Consider the following 16,474-nt stretch of genomic DNA (forward strand, 5'->3'; position numbering starts at 1 on the left):
GAGGCTGGGGGCCGTCTGCCCCCAGACCCCCGAGGATATTTTCAGCCAGATGAAGAGGCGGATCAGTTTTGGTCGAGGCCTGTTAACGCGGCCGCGAATTCTTCCGGGTCGAACGGGGCGAGGTCGTCTATTTGCTCTCCGACGCCGATGGCGTGGATGGGTAGGCCGAACTTGTCGGCCAGCGCGACCAGCACGCCGCCTTTGGCTGTGCCGTCCAGTTTGGTCATCACAAGGCCCGACACATCGGCGAGTTTGCGGAAGGTTTCCACCTGGCTGAGGGCGTTCTGGCCCGTGGTCGCATCCAGCACAAGCAGCGTGTTGTGCGGCGCGGTCTCATCGACCTTGCGGATCACGCGGACGATCTTGGCCAGTTCCTCCATCAGGTCGGCTCGGTTTTGCAGGCGGCCTGCGGTATCGATCATCAGAAGGTCGGCACCGTCCTTTTGCGCTTTGGTCAGGGCGTCAAAGGCAAGGCTTGCGGGGTCCGAGCCTTCGGGCGCGGTCAGAACCGGGACGCCAGCGCGGTCACCCCAAACCTGCAGTTGTTCTACGGCGGCGGCGCGGAAGGTGTCTCCGGCGGCGATCACGACCTTCTTGCCCGCGGATTTGAACTGGCTGGCCAGTTTGCCGATGGTTGTGGTCTTGCCCGAGCCGTTGACGCCAACCACCAGAACCACTTGCGGGCGTTTGGGGTAGATTGGCAGGGGGCGGGCGACCGGCTCCATCACGCGGGCCACTTCCTGCGCCAGCAGTTGCTTGATCTCTCGGGACGAGAGTTTGCGGCCAAAGCGCCCTTCAGCCATGTTCGAGGTGACGCGCAGGGCCGTGTCGACGCCCATGTCGGAGGCAATCAGAAGCTCTTCGAGCTGTTCCAGCATATCGTCATCCAGGGTCCGGCGGATTTCGGCCTTGGTTTCCGTACGGCTGAACAGGCGACCCAGCAACCCACTGGATGCGGGTTGGTCTTCGGGTTGCGGAGCGGTTTCCTGCGGCTGCGGGGCGGGTTCTGGCGTTTGCGCCACAGGCTCAAGCACGGTAGCTTCCTCGCCTCCGTCTTCGACAATGGCGTCCAGCCCTTCCTCAAGACGGGATGAGGATTTGAACAGCTTGTCCTTCAGCTTTGAAAAAAACGCCATTTTCGGTCTCCGCAGGTGTTCCCCTCCACCTAATGTGGATTTGCCGGAGTTGCAAAGGGTCAGGTGAAAGCGATCAGCAATCCAGCCTGCGCAGCCCAATATAGCGGCCAGACCAGATAGGGCGTTAGCTTCAGCGCCGGGTGGTCGTGGGCTAGCAGAAACTTCTCGGTCGCAAGCACGAGGTCTGACGCTATGAATGCCAGTGCCGCAGGCAACGCCCAACGCAGCATTCCGGTGTCGGGCAAAGACAGGACCGCGACGCCCATGCAGAGGATGATTGGGATGTAGAGCAGAACCGGGAGTTTCAGCTCTCCGGCGCGCGGGGCCAGTAAAGTGGCGGCAACGATCCCCAGCATGAGGAGCGACCAGAAATATCCCGGCCGTTCCAGAATGAGGTCAATGTCGCTGCCAGGGTGCGTTAGGAACAGCGCGATATAAGCGATATGGCCCGCAGCGAACGCGCCGATGCCTGCCATGAAGGTGGTGTCTGACTCTCGCGACAGCAGAGCATCCCCAACCGAGCAGAGGCCCAAGGCGACAATCAGCAAGGTTACGCCGCCGCTGAGGAGGGCTACGAGGGCCAGCACAGCAACCGACGCAGTCTTCAAAACGGTACGGAGTACGCTTGCCGGGAGCGAGGACAGCGGCAAATAGGCCAAAGCGCAAGCGGCGGCGAGCCAGAATAGCAGGTATGTCACATCGGTCCCCTTTGTCGTGTTCGGGACCACTGTTCTTTGCGGTGGCACGCGGCACAATAATGACGTGGGGGCAGGCGAATACCGGCGTGGTGATTGGCCATGCCCGCCCGCATCTGACACTATGGCCTCATGTTGAGGCATCTTGTGATTCTGTTGGCGCTGTTGGGGCAGACGGCGGGCGCGCAAACGGCGCTGTCCGGCGCCGAGTTCGACGAGTACACGCAGGGCAAAACCCTGTTTTATGGCTTTGAAGGGCAGGTTTACGGAGTCGAGCGGTATCTGCCCAATCGCCGGGTGATCTGGTCGTTTTTGGATGGCCAGTGCAAAGAAGGCGTATGGTACCAGCGTGAGGATCAGATCTGTTTCGTCTACGAGGACCGGCTGGACCCGCAATGCTGGGTGTTCACCAGATCGGGCGGTGGGCTAATCGCACAGTTCGAAGGCGACCCACAGGCCACTGAACTCTATGAGGCGGAAGACCTCGGGGAAGAGATGGTGTGCCTGGGTCCCGAGGTCGGAGTTTAACCTCTAGAACAGCGATCCCTGATCCGGCGCGTCGGGTTTGGTTTTTTTCGCGGCAGGGCGGCCAGCGGAGCCCGTCGTCAGGCGGCCGTCCGAAAATTCGATCTCAAGCACAGCGTGTTTGCCAGCCTGAGCCTTGGTGGTCACGACGTCGCCCTCAGCGCGCACAACCGCATAGCCCCGCGCCAGCGTTGCCTTGTAGCTGAGCGTTTCGCGTAGGCGGTCGGTTGCTGTCAGTTGTTGGCGCAGGCGCTCGAGTCGGACGGTTTGGGCCGCGTTCAGCCGCTCAGCCAGTCGAGCGGTGGCCTGGCGCTGTTGATCAATCTCTCGCTGGATCGGGCGGAGGGACAGACGCGAAGACAGGTTGCGCAGGTGTTCCTGACGGGAGGAGACGACGCCTCGCAAAGTCGACGGGCGCAGATGAGCCGACATCTCGACCAGTTGCAGGCGGCGGTTTTGCACCCCGCGATTCAATGCCGGTGTCAGGCGTTCCGCAATCAGATCAAGGCGTTGTCGTGGAGAGTTCAACAAACTATCCGGGCGTGGCAACGCGCGCGAGACGTCACGCAGGCGTTGCGCGCGGCGTTGAACCGCATCGCTGGCGGCCCGCGACAGGCGCGCGCCTTGTTCGTTGGTCCAGGCCATCAACTCCATCCGCACGGGGACGGCCAATTCGGCAGCGGCCGTTGGCGTAGGTGCGCGGCGGTCGGAGACAAAGTCGATCAGCGTCGTGTCCGTCTCGTGCCCGACGGCCGAGATCAGCGGGATCTCTGATGCGGCAGCCGCACGGGCCACGCTTTCTTCGTTAAACCCCCATAGGTCTTCGATTGAGCCGCCTCCACGCGCAACGATGATCAGATCGGGGCGCGGCAGTGCTCCACCGGGCGTCAGCGCGTTGAAGCCTTCGATGGCGCGGGTCACCTCGGGCGCGCAGTTTGCACCCTGTACAGCGACGGGCCAGATCAGAACCTTGCGGGGAAAGCGGTCGCGCAGGCGATGCAGGATATCGCGGATCACCGCCCCGGACGGAGAGGTCACGACACCGATGATCTGGGGCAGGTAGGGCAGCGGTTTCTTACGCTCGGGCGCGAAAAGTCCTTCGGTCTCCAGCTGCTTCTTACGCTTTTCCAACAGCGCCATCAGCGCGCCTTGGCCAGCGACTGCGACCTCATCGACATTCATGTTGTATTTGGATTGCGCGCCGAATGCTGTGAGGCGACCGGTGACGACGACCTCCAACCCTTCTTCGGGGACGACGGAGAGGCCGGAGATTTGACCTTTCCAGGTGGTGCAGGCCAGAACGTTCCGGTCGTCCTTGATGTCATAATACAGATGACCCGAGCGTGCCTTGAACACGCGCCCGACCTCGCCGCGTACACGGATTCGCCCGAACGAGCCCTCGAGCATGCGCTTCACCTCGCCAGAAATCTCGGAAACCGAGTATTCAGGGGTGTTTTGGCCGGGAATTGGGTCGTCAAGCAGGTCGGACATTTCAGCGCCTTGTGTCAAATGCCGTGCCAGCTTAGAACGCCGCGCAGGCGAGGCCAAGCAGATCGGAGACGACCCAATGAACATTCTTATTCTCGGCAGCGGTGGGCGTGAGCACAGCCTCGCTTGGGCGGTGATGCAGAACCCCAAATGCGACCGTCTGATCGTTGCGCCGGGCAATGCCGGGATCGCTCAGATCGCCGAATGCGCGTCGCTGGATATCGAGAATGGCGGTGCAGTGGTCAATTTCGCCGAGGCCAACGCGATTGACTTCGTAATCGTCGGCCCCGAGGCCCCTTTGGCCGCTGGCGTGGCCGACCGGTTGCGTGAAGCCGGTGTACTGGTGTTTGGCCCGTCCGCCGAAGCGGCCCGGTTGGAAGCCTCGAAGAGTTTCACCAAAGAGGTTTGCGATGCCTCGGGTGCGCCTACCGCCGCCTATGCACGGTTCACCGAAGCCGCGCCCGCCAAGGCTTACATTAAAGAGCAGGGCGCTCCGATCGTGGTCAAGGCTGATGGTCTGGCGGCGGGCAAGGGCGTGATTGTGGCGATGGACGAGCAGACCGCTCTGGACGCAATTGACGACATGTTTGGCGGGGCCTTCGGTGGGGCTGGTGCCGAGGTTGTCATCGAAGAGTTTATGGATGGCGAAGAAGCCTCGTTGTTTGTGCTGTGCGATGGAGAGGACATCCTGTCGATCGGCACCGCGCAGGATCACAAGCGCGTGGGCGAGGGGGATACAGGTCTGAACACCGGTGGGATGGGGGCCTATTCCCCGGCTCCGGTTCTGAGCGCCGAGGTCGAGGCGCGCGCGATGGATGAAATCATCCGCCCGACTATGGCCGAGATGAAGCGCCGAGGCGCGCCGTTCCAAGGGGTTCTCTATGCCGGTTTGATGATCAAGGATGGGCAGCCGCGTTTGGTTGAATACAACGTCCGGTTTGGTGATCCCGAATGTCAGGTTTTGATGATGCGTCTTGGGGCACAGGCGATGGACCTTATGCATGCCGCGGCCGAAGGGCGTTTGGACGAGACGCGGGTGAACTGGGCCGATGATCATGCGATGACCATCGTTATGGCAGCCAACGGGTATCCGGGTGCTTATGAGAAAGGCTCGGTTATCAAAGGCTTGGATAAACTTCCTGAAGACAGCAGCAACATGGTGTTCCACGCGGGGACAAAGGCTGTTGAGGGGCAGATTCAAGCAGTTGGCGGGCGTGTTCTGAATGTCACCGCCCGAGGTGCGACGTTGCAAGAGGCGCGGGATCGGGCCTATGCAATGGTTGACGGGGTAGATTGGCCCAAGGGCTTTTATCGGCGCGATATTGGGTGGCGGGCGCTTTGACTTTGATGTGGGTCAGGGGGGATTTGCCCCCGCCGCGGCAAACCACGTCTCCCTTGAGAAATTTTAGTCAGATGAAGCATGGGATCCGTCCTTCATCTGGCCGAAAATACCTCGGAGCGCGAGGCAGAGTCTCGCAAAAGACTTCTACGAATTCAAAGCATCGAGAATGCGGGCCCAAGAGCGGATGCCCTTGTGGAAACTTTTGACATCGTATTTCTCGTTCGGAGAGTGGATGGCATCGTCGTCATTGGCGTAACCCACCAGCATCGAATCCAGGCCCAGAACGGTGTCGAAATAACCAACGACCGGGATTGAGCCGCCCATTCCGGTGAACACGGCTTCGCGGCCCCATTCGTCAGACAGCGCAGCGCGGGCCGCTTCAAATTCAGGGCGATCAAGATTCATGACCGAGGCTGGGGACCCTTCGAGGTCATTGTCCCAGACAACTTTGGCGTCCGGGGGCAGGCGTTCTTCTACGTGCTTGCGGATTTTGTCGCGCAATGCGTCGGGGTCCATGTCACCGACTAGGCGGCAGGTGATTTTGCAATGGGCCTCTGACGGTATCACCGTTTTTGATCCGGCGCCGTTGTAGCCTCCCCAAAGCCCGTTGACCTCAAGCGTGGGGCGTGCCCATTGCTGTTCCAGCGTGGAATAACCTTTTTCGCCATGCGGTTGGCTATATCCCACCGAGTTCAGGTATTCGGCTTCGTCGAAGCCGCAGTTTTCCCACTGGCGCAGCTGATCTGCCGGGACCTCGTGAACGCCCTCGTAGAAACCTCCAACAGCGACCCGTCCGGTCTCATCGTCATAGAAAGAAGCTACGATCTTGGACAATTCGCGCAGCGGGTTCAGGCCGGGGCCGCCGTAGTGGCCGGAATGCAGGTCGATGCGGGGGCCTACGATGGTGAACTCATCCTTCAGCATGCCGCGCAGTTGCGATGCGATGGAAGGCACTCCGCGTGACACCATCGAGGTGTCGCAAACCAGGGCCAGATCGGCCTGCAACTCGTCTTTGTTCGCTTCGAGGAACGGCACCAGCGAGGGCGAGCCTGATTCCTCTTCACCTTCGAAGAAAAAGGTGATGCGGCAAGGGAGGGTGCCGTGGACGGCTTTCCATGCACGGCAGGCCTCGACAAAGGTCATCAGCTGGCCCTTGTCATCGGATGAACCACGGCCGCGAATGACGGGTCCGTTTTCGGTCTCTTCGATGGCGGGGTCGAACGGATCGCGGTTCCACAGGTTCAGTGGGTCGACGGGTTGTACATCATAGTGCCCATAGAACAGCACATGCGGGCCTTCGCTGCCCTCACCTACATGACCCACGACCATAGGGTGGCCGGGTGTTTCGCGCTTTTCTGCTGCAATACCAATGCTCTGCAAGTCCGAAACCAGCCAGTCTGCGGCCTTGTCGACATCCGCTTTGTAAGCGGGATCGGTTGAGATCGATTGGATGCGCAACAGCTCCATCAGGCGGTCGATCGAGGTTTGCAGATCAGAGTCGATCCGGCTCAGCACGGCGTCTAGCGACATAACAGGGCTCCTGCTTGGGAATGATTTGCGCGAACCCTATCAGTGTTGGCGCTGCCGTCCAGAGCAGAGTGCGCAGTACCGCCCCGTAGTGAACGGCCGAAGTTAAGCTTCTGTACCTGCGTCGTTTCCCCGCGTCTTTTAGACGTAAGTTTACTTGCTGCGCGGCTATGAAGCTTATATTTGATGCAAATCAAAGTTGGGTTCTAACGGGCGGCTTTAATAAGGTAGAACGTGCGAACACAAAGCTGCTTTAGGGGCGATGTCCTGTAAGGTAGCGGAATACAGGCTTTGGGTGAGGGGTTTACCCGAGGCGATCAAGGAGGGTCCGTTGGACTATACTGCTCAGCTCGATTCAGCGATTGCCAGGCTGCATGACGAAGGACGTTATCGGACCTTTATCGATATCGAACGCCGCAACGGGCACTTCCCGCATGCTGTTCGGACCCGTCCCGATGGAACACAACAGAACATTACCGTGTGGTGCGGCAATGACTATCTTGGCATGGGCCAGCACCCGGTTGTCCTGAACGCAATGCACGAAGCCGTCGATGCGGCGGGTGCAGGGTCGGGCGGGACGCGCAACATTTCGGGCACGACTGTATATCATAAGCGTCTTGAGGCTGAGCTGGCCGATTTGCACGGCAAAGAGTCCGCTCTGCTGTTCACCAGCGCCTATATCGCCAATGACGCGACGCTTTCGACCTTGCCGAAGCTGTTCCCCGGTCTGATCATCTATTCGGACGCGCTGAACCATGCCTCGATGATCGAAGGCGTGCGGCGCAATGGAGGCGCCAAGCGTATCTTCCGCCACAACGATGTCGCGCACCTGCGTGAGCTGCTCGAAGCAGACGACCCTAAAGCCCCCAAGCTTATCGCCTTTGAGTCGGTCTACTCCATGGATGGTGACTTCGGCCCAATCGAAGAGATTTGCGATCTGGCGGATGAATTCGGTGCGCTTACTTATATTGACGAGGTCCACGCGGTTGGCATGTACGGCCCGCGCGGTGGTGGTGTGACGGAACGTGATCGTCTGGCGCATCGCATCGACATCATCAATGGCACTCTGGCGAAAGCCTATGGCGTAATGGGGGGCTATATCGCCGCTAGCGAAAAGATGTGTGACGCCGTGCGCTCTTACGCGCCGGGGTTCATCTTTACCACGTCTCTGCCGCCCGCTGTTGCGGCTGGTGCGGCGGCCTCGGTCGCGCATCTGAAAGTGACGCCGGAACTGCGCGAGCAGCATCAGACACAGGCCAAAATCCTGAAGCTACGCCTGAAAGGCTTGGGCCTGCCGCTGATCGACCATGGCAGCCACATCGTTCCAGTCATCGTCGGAAACCCAGTTCATACCAAAATCCTGAGCGACCGGTTGTTGGATGATCACGGTATCTATGTGCAACCGATCAATTTCCCGACCGTTCCACGCGGTACGGAACGCCTGCGCTTCACCCCATCTCCGGTCCATGGACCCGGTGAGATGAACCGTCTGGTTCAGGCGATGGACGAACTTTGGTCACATTGTGCGCTAAATCGCGCCGAACTTGCCGGTTAACCTCACGCTAAAGTGTGCAACGTGTTTGCCGCGTGTTAAGCTTACGCTAACAAAATAAGTGGACGAATCGTTATGGGGACGATTCGCCATTAGCGTGAAACACGCGACAGGCAAAATGGGGCGGCAGGAATGATTGGGCGCAGATCACAGCGCGATTCCGAAGAAGGTGTAGAAGTCAGACCAAAGGGTTTTGACGACTATGAAGTACGGCTTGGTGATCAGATGCGCGGCGAACGCGCCACCATGGGCAAATCCCTTCTGGATGTTCAGCGCGAGCTGCGGATCAAAGCCAACTACATCGCTGCCATCGAAAACGCCGATCCTGATGCGTTCGATACACCCGGCTTCATCGCCGGGTATGTGCGTTCTTACGCACGGTATCTGGGCATGAACCCGGATGAGACCTTTGCCGCCTTTTGCAAGGAAAGCGGCTTTGAGGTCGCGCATGGCATGTCCGCCGAGGCCTCGGTCGTGCGCAAACCGACCGGAGATCTTCCGGCCCGTGGCCCGATGGGGCGAGATCCGTTTGTGTCTCCGAACACGCCATATATCCCCGGCAAAGAATCTTTTGTCAGTCAGGTTGAACCGCGCGCGATTGGCTCATCCCTAGTGTTGCTGGCCGTTATCGGCGGTATTGGCTATGGCGGCTGGGCCGTGCTGAACAAGATCCAGCAGGTGCAGGTCAGCCCGGTTGAGCAAGCCCCCGTGGTTCTGTCGGATCTCGACCCCCTTGATGCGGCGCGTAGCACAGAAACTGTCGAGACTGCCTCGACCGAAGCGCTGGATCGCCTCTATCGCCCGCAAGCGCTGGATGTTCCGGTGATGGTCGCGCGGGATGCTCCGATTTCCACGCTTGACCCACGAACCGTCGGCACGTTCCGCCCCCCGGAACTGCCCGAGGTTCAGGTGGCCGAATTGCACACGGTTGAACGCCCGGCCTTGCCGCAGGTGGTTGAGCAGCTGGATACGACGTTGAAGATTGTCGCCGTGAACCCTGCGTGGATGCGCGTCACGGCCGCCGATGGCAGCGTGATCTTCGAAGGTACGCTCGGCACGGTAGAACAGGGCAGCGTGTTTGAAGTGCCGCTGACCGAAGAACCTCCTCTGTTGCGGGCCGGGGCGTCGGGTTCGGTGTTCTTTTCGATGAATGGTGAGCATTTCGGTCCGGTTGGTGCCCCTGGCACTGTGGCGAAGGGCGTCGTCCTGTCCAAGGACGCGGTGGTTGAGACCTATGCCGTCGCCGATCTCGAGGCTGAACAGAACAGTGCCCTCAAGCAATTGGTTGCCGAACTTCAGACGCAAGTAACCGACGAGCCTGCCGAATAGTCTTGCCATTGCTCTAGTCCGGTTGCCGAACTATCTATGAGGCAACCTAGGCAGATGCGGACCACTCTTCATGTCGCTCAACCACGTACGTCCCTGGCGCGATATCTACCGCCGTAAATCCCGCCAGATCATGGTCGGTACCGTGCCGGTCGGCGGCGATGCTCCGATTGCCGTTCAGACCATGACCAACACCCTGACCACTGATGTGGCGGCAACGGTCGCGCAGGTTCAGGCTGCGGCTGAGGCCGGAGCTGATATCGTGCGGGTTTCCGTTCCGGATGAGGACTCGGCCAAGGCGCTGAAAGAGATCGTGCGCGAAAGCCCGGTGCCCATCGTGGCTGACATTCATTTTCACTATCGTCGTGGAATCGAAGCGGCAGAGTCCGGCGCGGCCTGTCTGCGGATCAATCCGGGCAATATCGGCAACGAACAACGCGTGAAAGAGGTCATCAAGGCCGCAAGGGACCACAATTGCTCGATTCGGATCGGTGTGAATGCAGGCTCGTTAGAGCGGCACCTGCTTGAGAAATACGGCGAACCCTGTCCCGAGGCGATGGTTGAGAGCGGGTTGGAACATATCCGCATTCTGCAGGACAATGATTTCCACGAATTCAAGATCAGCGTGAAGGCCAGCGACGTCTTCCTATCGGCGGCGGCCTACCAAGGCATTGCCGAGGCCACCGATGCCCCGATTCACCTTGGGATCACCGAGGCCGGAGGGTTGGTCAGCGGCACCATCAAATCCGCCATCGGTCTAGGCAACCTGCTGTGGATGGGGATCGGAGATACGATCCGCGTCAGCCTGTCTGCCGACCCGGTCGAAGAGGTCAAGGTTGGCTTTGAAATCCTGAAATCCCTGGGCTTGCGCCATCGCGGCGTCAACATCATCTCATGCCCGTCCTGCGCGCGTCAGGGATTCGACGTGATCAAAACCGTCGAGGCGCTGGAACACCGCCTGGAACACATCAAGACGCCGATGTCCCTGTCGATCATCGGTTGCGTCGTCAACGGACCGGGCGAGGCGCTGATGACCGATGTTGGCTTCACGGGCGGCGGAGCAGGGTCGGGCATGGTCTATCTGGCGGGTAAAGCCAGCCATAAGATGTCGAACGATCAGATGATCGATCATATCGTGGAAGAGGTCGAGAAAAAGGCCTCTGAACTGGATGCGGCAGAGGAGGCTGCAGAGTAGCTATACTGCGGGCATTTGCTGCGTCGCACAATGAATGCCTCCGCCCAGTTCGCCCAACGTGTCGACATTCAATGAAACGACCTCGCGCCCGGGGTAGTGACGCCCAAGGGCATTGCGCGCAGTTTTGTCCGTTTCACTATCGCCGAACTCGGCAATCACCACTGCACCGTTGCAGACATAGTAGTTTGCATATGATGCTACGAATTCCGGGTCTTGAACACGACGTTCGAAAGGTTCGGGGATGACGTCGATCTGCAAGCCTTCGTCCGCAAGCCGATCGTGAGTGTCCAGTGCAGCACGGTGAAACGGATCACCCATGTCTGGTTCATCTGGAAGGTTGATGAGAACGCGCCCCGGCCCTGTAAAGCGGGCTAGGCTATCAATATGGTAGTCGGTGATGTCTTCGCCCAAGACACCTTCGGACCAAATGATGCGGTCAGCGCCATAAGCTGCCAGCAGACGGCTTTCGATTTCGGCGCGTGTCATGCCAGGATTGCGGTTTTCATTCACCCAAGAGCTTTCATGCGCCATGAGCAGCCCATGCCCATCCTGCTCGACCCCACCAGCCTCGCCTTGCAAACCGGTGGGTCGCAGAGTTAGGTCCAACCGATCCGCGACCCTGCTGGCCACTTTTGCATCGAGGGCGTGGGGTTGCTTTTGCCCCCAGCCATTGAATTGGATTTGGCTGATGGCCAATTTGCCCTGTCCGTCGACGACAAAAACCGGGCCGGAGTCGCGGCACCAAAGATCTTCGGTCGGGATGTCCCATAGCTCGACCTGCGCAGAGAGCCTCCGGCGCGCGGTGTCGTGATGTTCAGCCTCGGCCAACATGGTTACAGGCTCAAAATCCGAGATCGCGTTGGCAATGTCCGCGATTGTCTGCTGTACCGAGTCTAGAAATATGTGGTCGCGATAGACTTTGCGACTGTTGGGCCATTGCATGAAAGTGCGCTGATGACGCATTTCCTCGGCCGGTACGTAGTAGCCAGAACGAGGCTGGGTTGAGGATTGACTTGGCAAACCCATAACTCCCAGCGCCCCTCCGGCAATCAAAAGCTGTCGACGATTCACTTCGGGAGTCTACCCTTGTTCGGCTCGCACGCCGTCTGCGATCTGCTGCATCTGATCTGCGGGTAGGAAGCCGCGCAGCATTTCGGTGCCCAAAACGAACGAGGGCGTTCCGGTGATCTGCATCCGTTGTGCCAGCTCTCGGGTGCGGGTGATCTCTTCGGTGACCTGGTTGCTGTCCATCGCGGCGATGATGGCGTCGCTATCCAGCCCAAGCCCGTCTGAGATACGGCGCAAGGTCACTTCGCTGGGTTCTCCGCTGAATTCCATAAGGGCGTCGTGGACCTGTTTATAGGCGTCATCCCCGGCGACATGTTTGGTTGCCACGGCGAAGCGCGAGGACAGAACCGAGGCATCGCCCAGAATCGGGAACTCTTTGATCACAAGACGGATATTGCCGTCTTCGGCCAACAGGCTGGCCACCTCGGGCACGGCACGACGGCAATAGCCGCAGCGGTAGTCCATAAACTCAACCAAAGTGATGTCGCCATCCGGATTGCCGCCCACCCAGCTATAGCCATCATTGAACAGCTCATCCGCGTTCGAGGCGACCAGATCGCGGTCGGCCTGCTCCTGGGTCGCTGCGTTGCGCTCTTCCAGAATGGTGATCGCTTCGATGATCACTTCGGGGTTTTCCAGCAGATACTCGCGCACCTGCGCTCCGAACTCGGCCTTTTCGGCATCGCTGAGCGCATTGAGGTCCAGCGCGTGCGCCGAAGTCGATATCAGGGAAAGCCCCAAAAGGGCGGGGGCTGCATGTTTCAGGATCATTTGCGTTTCCTTTTCGCTTTCTCTGCGCGTTTCGAGGCAATCAACACATCTTGTGCCCTTTGCCAACCCGGTGAGCCTTCGGGAAGTTGCCCGATGGCCCGTCTTGCGTGAATACCTGCATCGGCCAGTCGGCCCTGCAATGCGTATCGTTCTGCGGTGACGGTCGAGGCCATCCCGTTATTGCCGACCTTGGAATAGGCGACACCCAGATCCCGCATCAGCCGCGCGTTGCGGTAGTCGCGGGCGCGGGCTTTCTCAAGCGCTTCCAACGCCGTGTCGGTCTGGCCTTGTAGCAGCAGCGCCCGTCCGTATCCTGCAAGGATCAACGCATCGCGCGGCGCCATTTCAACCGCTTGGGCATATGCATTAACAGCCTCAGATAATTGCCTGTTTTCCAGAAGAATTTGCCCTTTCAATTCGTAGTAGAAGGGATCCTCGGGCCGAATTTTCAAGGCTTCATCTATCGCTGCGCGCGCACGGGCCAGATCGCGGTTCTGGTGATGGGCTGACGCCTCGCGCATCATTCGGATGTCGTAGGCCGTTTCCTCTTTCGCGCGGCGCATTGTCCAACTCGGAGAGCGCAAAAAGGCCGAGAGCTTACCCTTGACCCGCGCAAACCAGTAATCGGCGCTTTCATTGGGTTGGGTTTGATCTCCGAATTCGTCCAGAAACGCCTCAGCTGCGCGCAAGCGGTCCCGGCTGGTGGGGTGCGAGCGCATATAGGGGTCTTGATTGGCCGTGCTCAGCAATTCCTGACCTGCGAATTTGCGGTGGATCGCGACCATCCCCTTGGGTGAGATTCCAGCCCACCGCAGATAGCTGGCTGCGCTGCGATCGGCTGAGGCTTCCTCGGCCCGTGTGTGCCCCAGAAAGCTGCGAATGGCCGCGCCTTGCGTCCCGGCTGCTATCCCGGCAGCGGCTTCCCCTCCGCCCGCCGCGGCTGCGATCAGAGCAAGCGCCGTGCCAAGGCTCGCCTTACGCTGTGCGTCCTGCAGGTTTTGGTGACGGCGGGCTAAGTGACCGTTGGCTATATGGGCGGCCTCGTGGGCGATGACGGCTTGCAGCATTTCGGGGCTGTCTACCGACAGGATCAGGCCGTAGTTCAGGTAGATCGCGTTGTAGTCGATCACGAAGGCGTTGAAGGTGTTGTCGTTGACGACCAGAATACGCACCTGATTGGTGCTTAGCCCGGCGGCACGCAGCACCGGAAAGGCCAGTTCGCGCAGGCCGAACTCGATATCGGGATCGCGGATCAGGCTTTGGGCGTGGCTCTGCGCTGCCGCCGTCAGCCAGAGGACAGCCGCAAGTATCAGGGCTGGGATTGACGTCAGCCGGGATACGCGTTCAAAAGCCATGGCTGCAACATGGGAGATGGGCATGAGAAACTCAACCCGGTCCGGGGTCGATCCGTTTATTGTGATGGACGTGATGGAGGCCGCGCGCAAAGCCGAAGAGGCCGGACGCCACCTCATTCATATGGAGGTCGGTCAGCCCGGAACCGGCGCCCCGAAAGGGGCGACCGAAGCCCTCGCAAAGGCAATGGAGCAAGGCCCGTTAGGCTATACCGTCGCGCTTGGACTGCCCGCTCTGCGCCAGCGGATCGCGCAGATGTATGGCGAGTGGTACAATGTCGATCTGAACCCCGAACGGGTGGTGGTGACGCCGGGGTCTTCCGGCGGGTTCTTGCTTGCCTTTACCGCGCTGTTCGACAGCGGGGATCGCGTGGGGATCGGTGCGCCAGGCTATCCGTCCTACCGTCAGATCCTCAAGGCGCTTGGGCTGGTGCCCGTCGACCTGCCGACCTTGCCCGAGAATCGGCTGCAACCGGTGCCTTCGGATTTTGCCGGACTTGATCTTCAGGGCCTGATGGTCGCGTCACCCGCCAATCCGACCGGCACTATGTTGGATCATGCCTCGATGGGCGCGTTGATCGACGCCGCGCAGGGGCAGGGTGCCTCTTTCATCAGCGACGAGATCTACCACGGGCTGGAATATGAGGCCAAAGCCGTCACTGCGCTGGAGCTGACGGATGAGTGCTACGTGATCAACTCGTTCTCGAAGTATTTCTCGATGACCGGTTGGCGCGTCGGTTGGATGGTCGTGCCCGAGGATCAGGTTCGTGTGGTTGAGCGGATCGCCCAGAACATGTTCATCTGCGCGCCCCATGCCAGCCAGGTGGCCGCCTTGGCCGCGATGGATTGCGATGAGGAGCTGCAGGCCAATCTCGATGTTTACCGCCGCAACCGCGAGCTGATGCTCGTAGGGCTGCCAAAAGCCGGTTTCACGAATATCGCGCCACCTGACGGGGCATTCTACGTCTATGCCGATGTCTCTGACCTGACAGATGACAGCCGCGCCTTTGCAGCCGAGATTCTGGAAAAGGCCGGTGTCGCCGTCACGCCAGGTTTGGACTTCGATCCTGAGCGCGGACATACGACCCTGCGATTCTCCTACGCAAGGGCCACTGCCGATATTCAGGACGGGTTAGAGCGTCTGCGCAGCTTCATGGCCGAACGCGGCGCGTTGCAGCCGGTGTAAAGCGTTCACAAGAGGGGGCGGATGCGCTAGGGTCACGCTCAAACGATCTCGGGAAAACTTGAGGCCATGAGCAGGATTTTCTTTTGCATCGCGCTGATCTGGGCGCTGTCCGGTGCCGCATTGGCGCAGGACTTCACTGCGTTGGCGCGCGTGCAGCCGGACCAAAGCCGCATCATCGATTCCGGTCGCACGGCGGTTCAGGTCGACCTTGGCGTCAGTCAGGGGGTGTCTTACCGCATTTTCACGCTGCGCGATCCCTACCGCATGGTTCTCGACTTTCAGGAGGTCGACTGGACCGGCCTCAACGCCGAAGAATTTCTGCAAACCGACAGGATAAGCGGCGTGCAGTTTGGGGCCTATGTCCCCGGATGGTCACGCATGGTTCTGGAGCTTGGCGCACCGATGGCGGTGGACACAGCCGAGTTGCGTTTGGATGAGACCTCGGGCGCGGCGCTTTTGACCCTGCAATTGGTGGGCACCGATTTTGACACGTTCAACGCGTCTGCGGGCGTGCCGCGAAACCACGGTTGGGATCTTCCCGAACCCGCGGTCACCACGTCTGAGGCCCCGCGTAACGTGGCGCAGGTCATGCGGGTGATGCTGGATCCCGGCCACGGCGGTATCGATCCGGGCGCTGAGTTTGGCGGCATTGACGAGAAAACCATGATGCTGACCTTCGCGCGGGAATTACGTGAATTGCTATTAAGGTCAGGTGGTTACGAGGTGGTGCTGACGCGGGTCGAGGATCAGTTCGTCTCGCTAGAGCGTCGTATCGCTCTGGCACACAGGGCGGGTGCAGATGTGTTCATCTCGCTGCATGCCGATTCCCTCTCCGACGGGCAGGCCCACGGCGCGGCGGTCTATACCTTGTCCGACGATGCCTCGGACGTGGCCAGCGTCAAACTGGCCGAGCGCCATGATCGGGGCGATCTTTTGTCTGGGGTCGATCTGAACGGGGCTGATGATCAGGTCACCGATGTGCTGCTGGATATGGCGCGGCAGGAGACCAAACCCCGCACCACATCGCTTGCGGGCGCGATTGCCAATGGCATGGCGCAACAGGGCGGGCCGATGAATCGCAAACCGCTGCGCACCGCATCGTTTTCGGTGCTGAAGGCGGCGGACATACCGTCTGTTCTGGTCGAACTTGGGTTTCTTTCCAGCCCCAGAGACCTGAAAAACATCAGAAATCCCGACTGGCGCGCTAAAATGGCGCTGGGGATTTATCAGGGGCTCGAGGACTGGCGGCAGCAAGATGTGATCAGACGATCCCTGATTGGACAGTGACCTGACGACGCAAAACGGCTAGAA

Annotated in this window: 14 protein-coding genes; 7 read left to right on the top strand and 7 right to left on the bottom strand. The window is 59.9% G+C overall.

Going from position 1 to position 16,474, the window contains the following annotated elements; all coding sequences use genetic code 11:
* Positions 1–62: 62 nt before the first annotated feature.
* Positions 63–1,136: a signal recognition particle-docking protein FtsY gene (gene ftsY / locus ACR0AI_RS01115; RefSeq protein ID WP_480671295.1), complete on the bottom strand. Its 1,074-nt coding sequence runs from the start codon at positions 1,134–1,136 to the stop codon at positions 63–65.
* A 59-nt stretch (positions 1,137–1,195) separates the two neighbouring features.
* Positions 1,196–1,834: a lysoplasmalogenase gene (locus tag ACR0AI_RS01120; RefSeq protein ID WP_480671293.1), complete on the bottom strand. Its 639-nt coding sequence runs from the start codon at positions 1,832–1,834 to the stop codon at positions 1,196–1,198.
* Positions 1,835–1,963: 129 nt separating this feature from the next.
* Between ACR0AI_RS01120 and ACR0AI_RS01125 the strand changes: the two genes are divergently transcribed.
* Positions 1,964–2,359 carry a hypothetical protein gene (locus tag ACR0AI_RS01125; RefSeq protein WP_480671291.1) on the top strand — a complete coding sequence of 132 codons (396 nt, stop codon included), beginning with the start codon at positions 1,964–1,966 and terminating at the stop codon, positions 2,357–2,359.
* A 3-nt stretch (positions 2,360–2,362) separates the two neighbouring features.
* On the opposite strand, the gene xseA is transcribed toward ACR0AI_RS01125, so the two are convergent.
* Positions 2,363–3,847 (bottom strand): exodeoxyribonuclease VII large subunit, encoded by a 1,485-nt coding sequence (gene xseA / locus ACR0AI_RS01130; RefSeq protein WP_480671289.1) that lies wholly within the window; start codon positions 3,845–3,847, stop codon positions 2,363–2,365.
* Between the two features lie 76 nt (positions 3,848–3,923).
* Here xseA and purD point away from each other — a divergent pair, with 76 nt between their 5' ends.
* Positions 3,924–5,186, top strand: coding sequence for a phosphoribosylamine--glycine ligase (gene purD, locus ACR0AI_RS01135; protein WP_480671287.1), 1,263 nt, complete (start codon positions 3,924–3,926; stop codon positions 5,184–5,186).
* Positions 5,187–5,330: 144 nt separating this feature from the next.
* Here purD and ACR0AI_RS01140 read toward each other — a convergent pair whose 3' ends face one another.
* Positions 5,331–6,716 (bottom strand): dipeptidase, encoded by a 1,386-nt coding sequence (locus ACR0AI_RS01140; protein WP_480671285.1) that lies wholly within the window; start codon positions 6,714–6,716, stop codon positions 5,331–5,333.
* 328 nt (positions 6,717–7,044) lie between these two features.
* Between ACR0AI_RS01140 and hemA the strand changes: the two genes are divergently transcribed.
* From hemA to ispG, 3 genes are all read left to right on the top strand, one after another.
* Complete coding sequence (gene hemA / locus ACR0AI_RS01145; protein WP_170660136.1) at positions 7,045–8,268, top strand: 5-aminolevulinate synthase; 1,224 nt, start codon at positions 7,045–7,047, stop codon at positions 8,266–8,268.
* Between the two features lie 129 nt (positions 8,269–8,397).
* Positions 8,398–9,594, top strand: a complete 1,197-nt coding sequence (locus ACR0AI_RS01150; protein WP_480671283.1) for a helix-turn-helix domain-containing protein — start codon at positions 8,398–8,400, stop codon at positions 9,592–9,594.
* A 70-nt stretch (positions 9,595–9,664) separates the two neighbouring features.
* The gene (gene ispG, locus ACR0AI_RS01155; RefSeq protein WP_480671281.1) at positions 9,665–10,786 is read left to right on the top strand and encodes a flavodoxin-dependent (E)-4-hydroxy-3-methylbut-2-enyl-diphosphate synthase; all 1,122 of its coding nucleotides are present in this window, start codon (positions 9,665–9,667) and stop codon (positions 10,784–10,786) included.
* Here ispG and ACR0AI_RS01160 read toward each other — a convergent pair whose 3' ends face one another.
* The 3 genes from ACR0AI_RS01160 to ACR0AI_RS01170 are packed head-to-tail and all read right to left on the bottom strand — an operon-like array spanning position 10,787 to position 14,004.
* Positions 10,787–11,857 (bottom strand): agmatine deiminase family protein, encoded by a 1,071-nt coding sequence (locus ACR0AI_RS01160; RefSeq protein WP_480701235.1) that lies wholly within the window; start codon positions 11,855–11,857, stop codon positions 10,787–10,789. It lies immediately after the preceding gene.
* A gap of 9 nt (positions 11,858–11,866) precedes the next feature.
* Positions 11,867–12,625, bottom strand: coding sequence for a DsbA family protein (locus ACR0AI_RS01165; RefSeq protein ID WP_480671277.1), 759 nt, complete (start codon positions 12,623–12,625; stop codon positions 11,867–11,869).
* Positions 12,622–14,004, bottom strand: coding sequence for a M48 family metalloprotease (locus ACR0AI_RS01170; protein WP_480671275.1), 1,383 nt, complete (start codon positions 14,002–14,004; stop codon positions 12,622–12,624). Before ACR0AI_RS01170 ends, ACR0AI_RS01165 begins: the two co-directional genes overlap by 4 nt.
* On the opposite strand from ACR0AI_RS01170, the gene ACR0AI_RS01175 reads away from it, so the two are divergent.
* Entirely contained in the window at positions 14,003–15,163 is a 1,161-nt protein-coding gene (locus ACR0AI_RS01175) for a pyridoxal phosphate-dependent aminotransferase (protein ID WP_480671273.1), read from the top strand. The two genes, ACR0AI_RS01170 and ACR0AI_RS01175, sit on opposite strands and share 2 nt — an antisense overlap.
* Before the next feature lie 66 nt (positions 15,164–15,229).
* Positions 15,230–16,450, top strand: a complete 1,221-nt coding sequence (locus tag ACR0AI_RS01180; protein WP_480671271.1) for an N-acetylmuramoyl-L-alanine amidase — start codon at positions 15,230–15,232, stop codon at positions 16,448–16,450.
* Positions 16,451–16,474 lie beyond the last annotated feature (24 nt).

This window comes from Ruegeria sp. BG3 (assembly GCF_056538485.1).

Coding starts and splice junctions, on each gene's coding strand:
- ACR0AI_RS01125 (WP_480671291.1), top strand. CDS start 1,964: ATGTTGAGGCATCTTGTGATTCTGTTGGCGCTGTTGGGGCAGACGGCG.
- ACR0AI_RS01165 (WP_480671277.1), bottom strand. CDS start 12,625: ATGATCCTGAAACATGCAGCCCCCGCCCTTTTGGGGCTTTCCCTGATA.
- ACR0AI_RS01170 (WP_480671275.1), bottom strand. CDS start 14,004: ATGCCCATCTCCCATGTTGCAGCCATGGCTTTTGAACGCGTATCCCGG.
- ACR0AI_RS01175 (WP_480671273.1), top strand. CDS start 14,003: ATGAGAAACTCAACCCGGTCCGGGGTCGATCCGTTTATTGTGATGGAC.
- purD (WP_480671287.1), top strand. CDS start 3,924: ATGAACATTCTTATTCTCGGCAGCGGTGGGCGTGAGCACAGCCTCGCT.
- ftsY (WP_480671295.1), bottom strand. CDS start 1,136: ATGGCGTTTTTTTCAAAGCTGAAGGACAAGCTGTTCAAATCCTCATCC.
- ACR0AI_RS01150 (WP_480671283.1), top strand. CDS start 8,398: ATGATTGGGCGCAGATCACAGCGCGATTCCGAAGAAGGTGTAGAAGTC.
- xseA (WP_480671289.1), bottom strand. CDS start 3,847: ATGTCCGACCTGCTTGACGACCCAATTCCCGGCCAAAACACCCCTGAA.
- ispG (WP_480671281.1), top strand. CDS start 9,665: ATGTCGCTCAACCACGTACGTCCCTGGCGCGATATCTACCGCCGTAAA.
- ACR0AI_RS01180 (WP_480671271.1), top strand. CDS start 15,230: ATGAGCAGGATTTTCTTTTGCATCGCGCTGATCTGGGCGCTGTCCGGT.
- ACR0AI_RS01140 (WP_480671285.1), bottom strand. CDS start 6,716: ATGTCGCTAGACGCCGTGCTGAGCCGGATCGACTCTGATCTGCAAACC.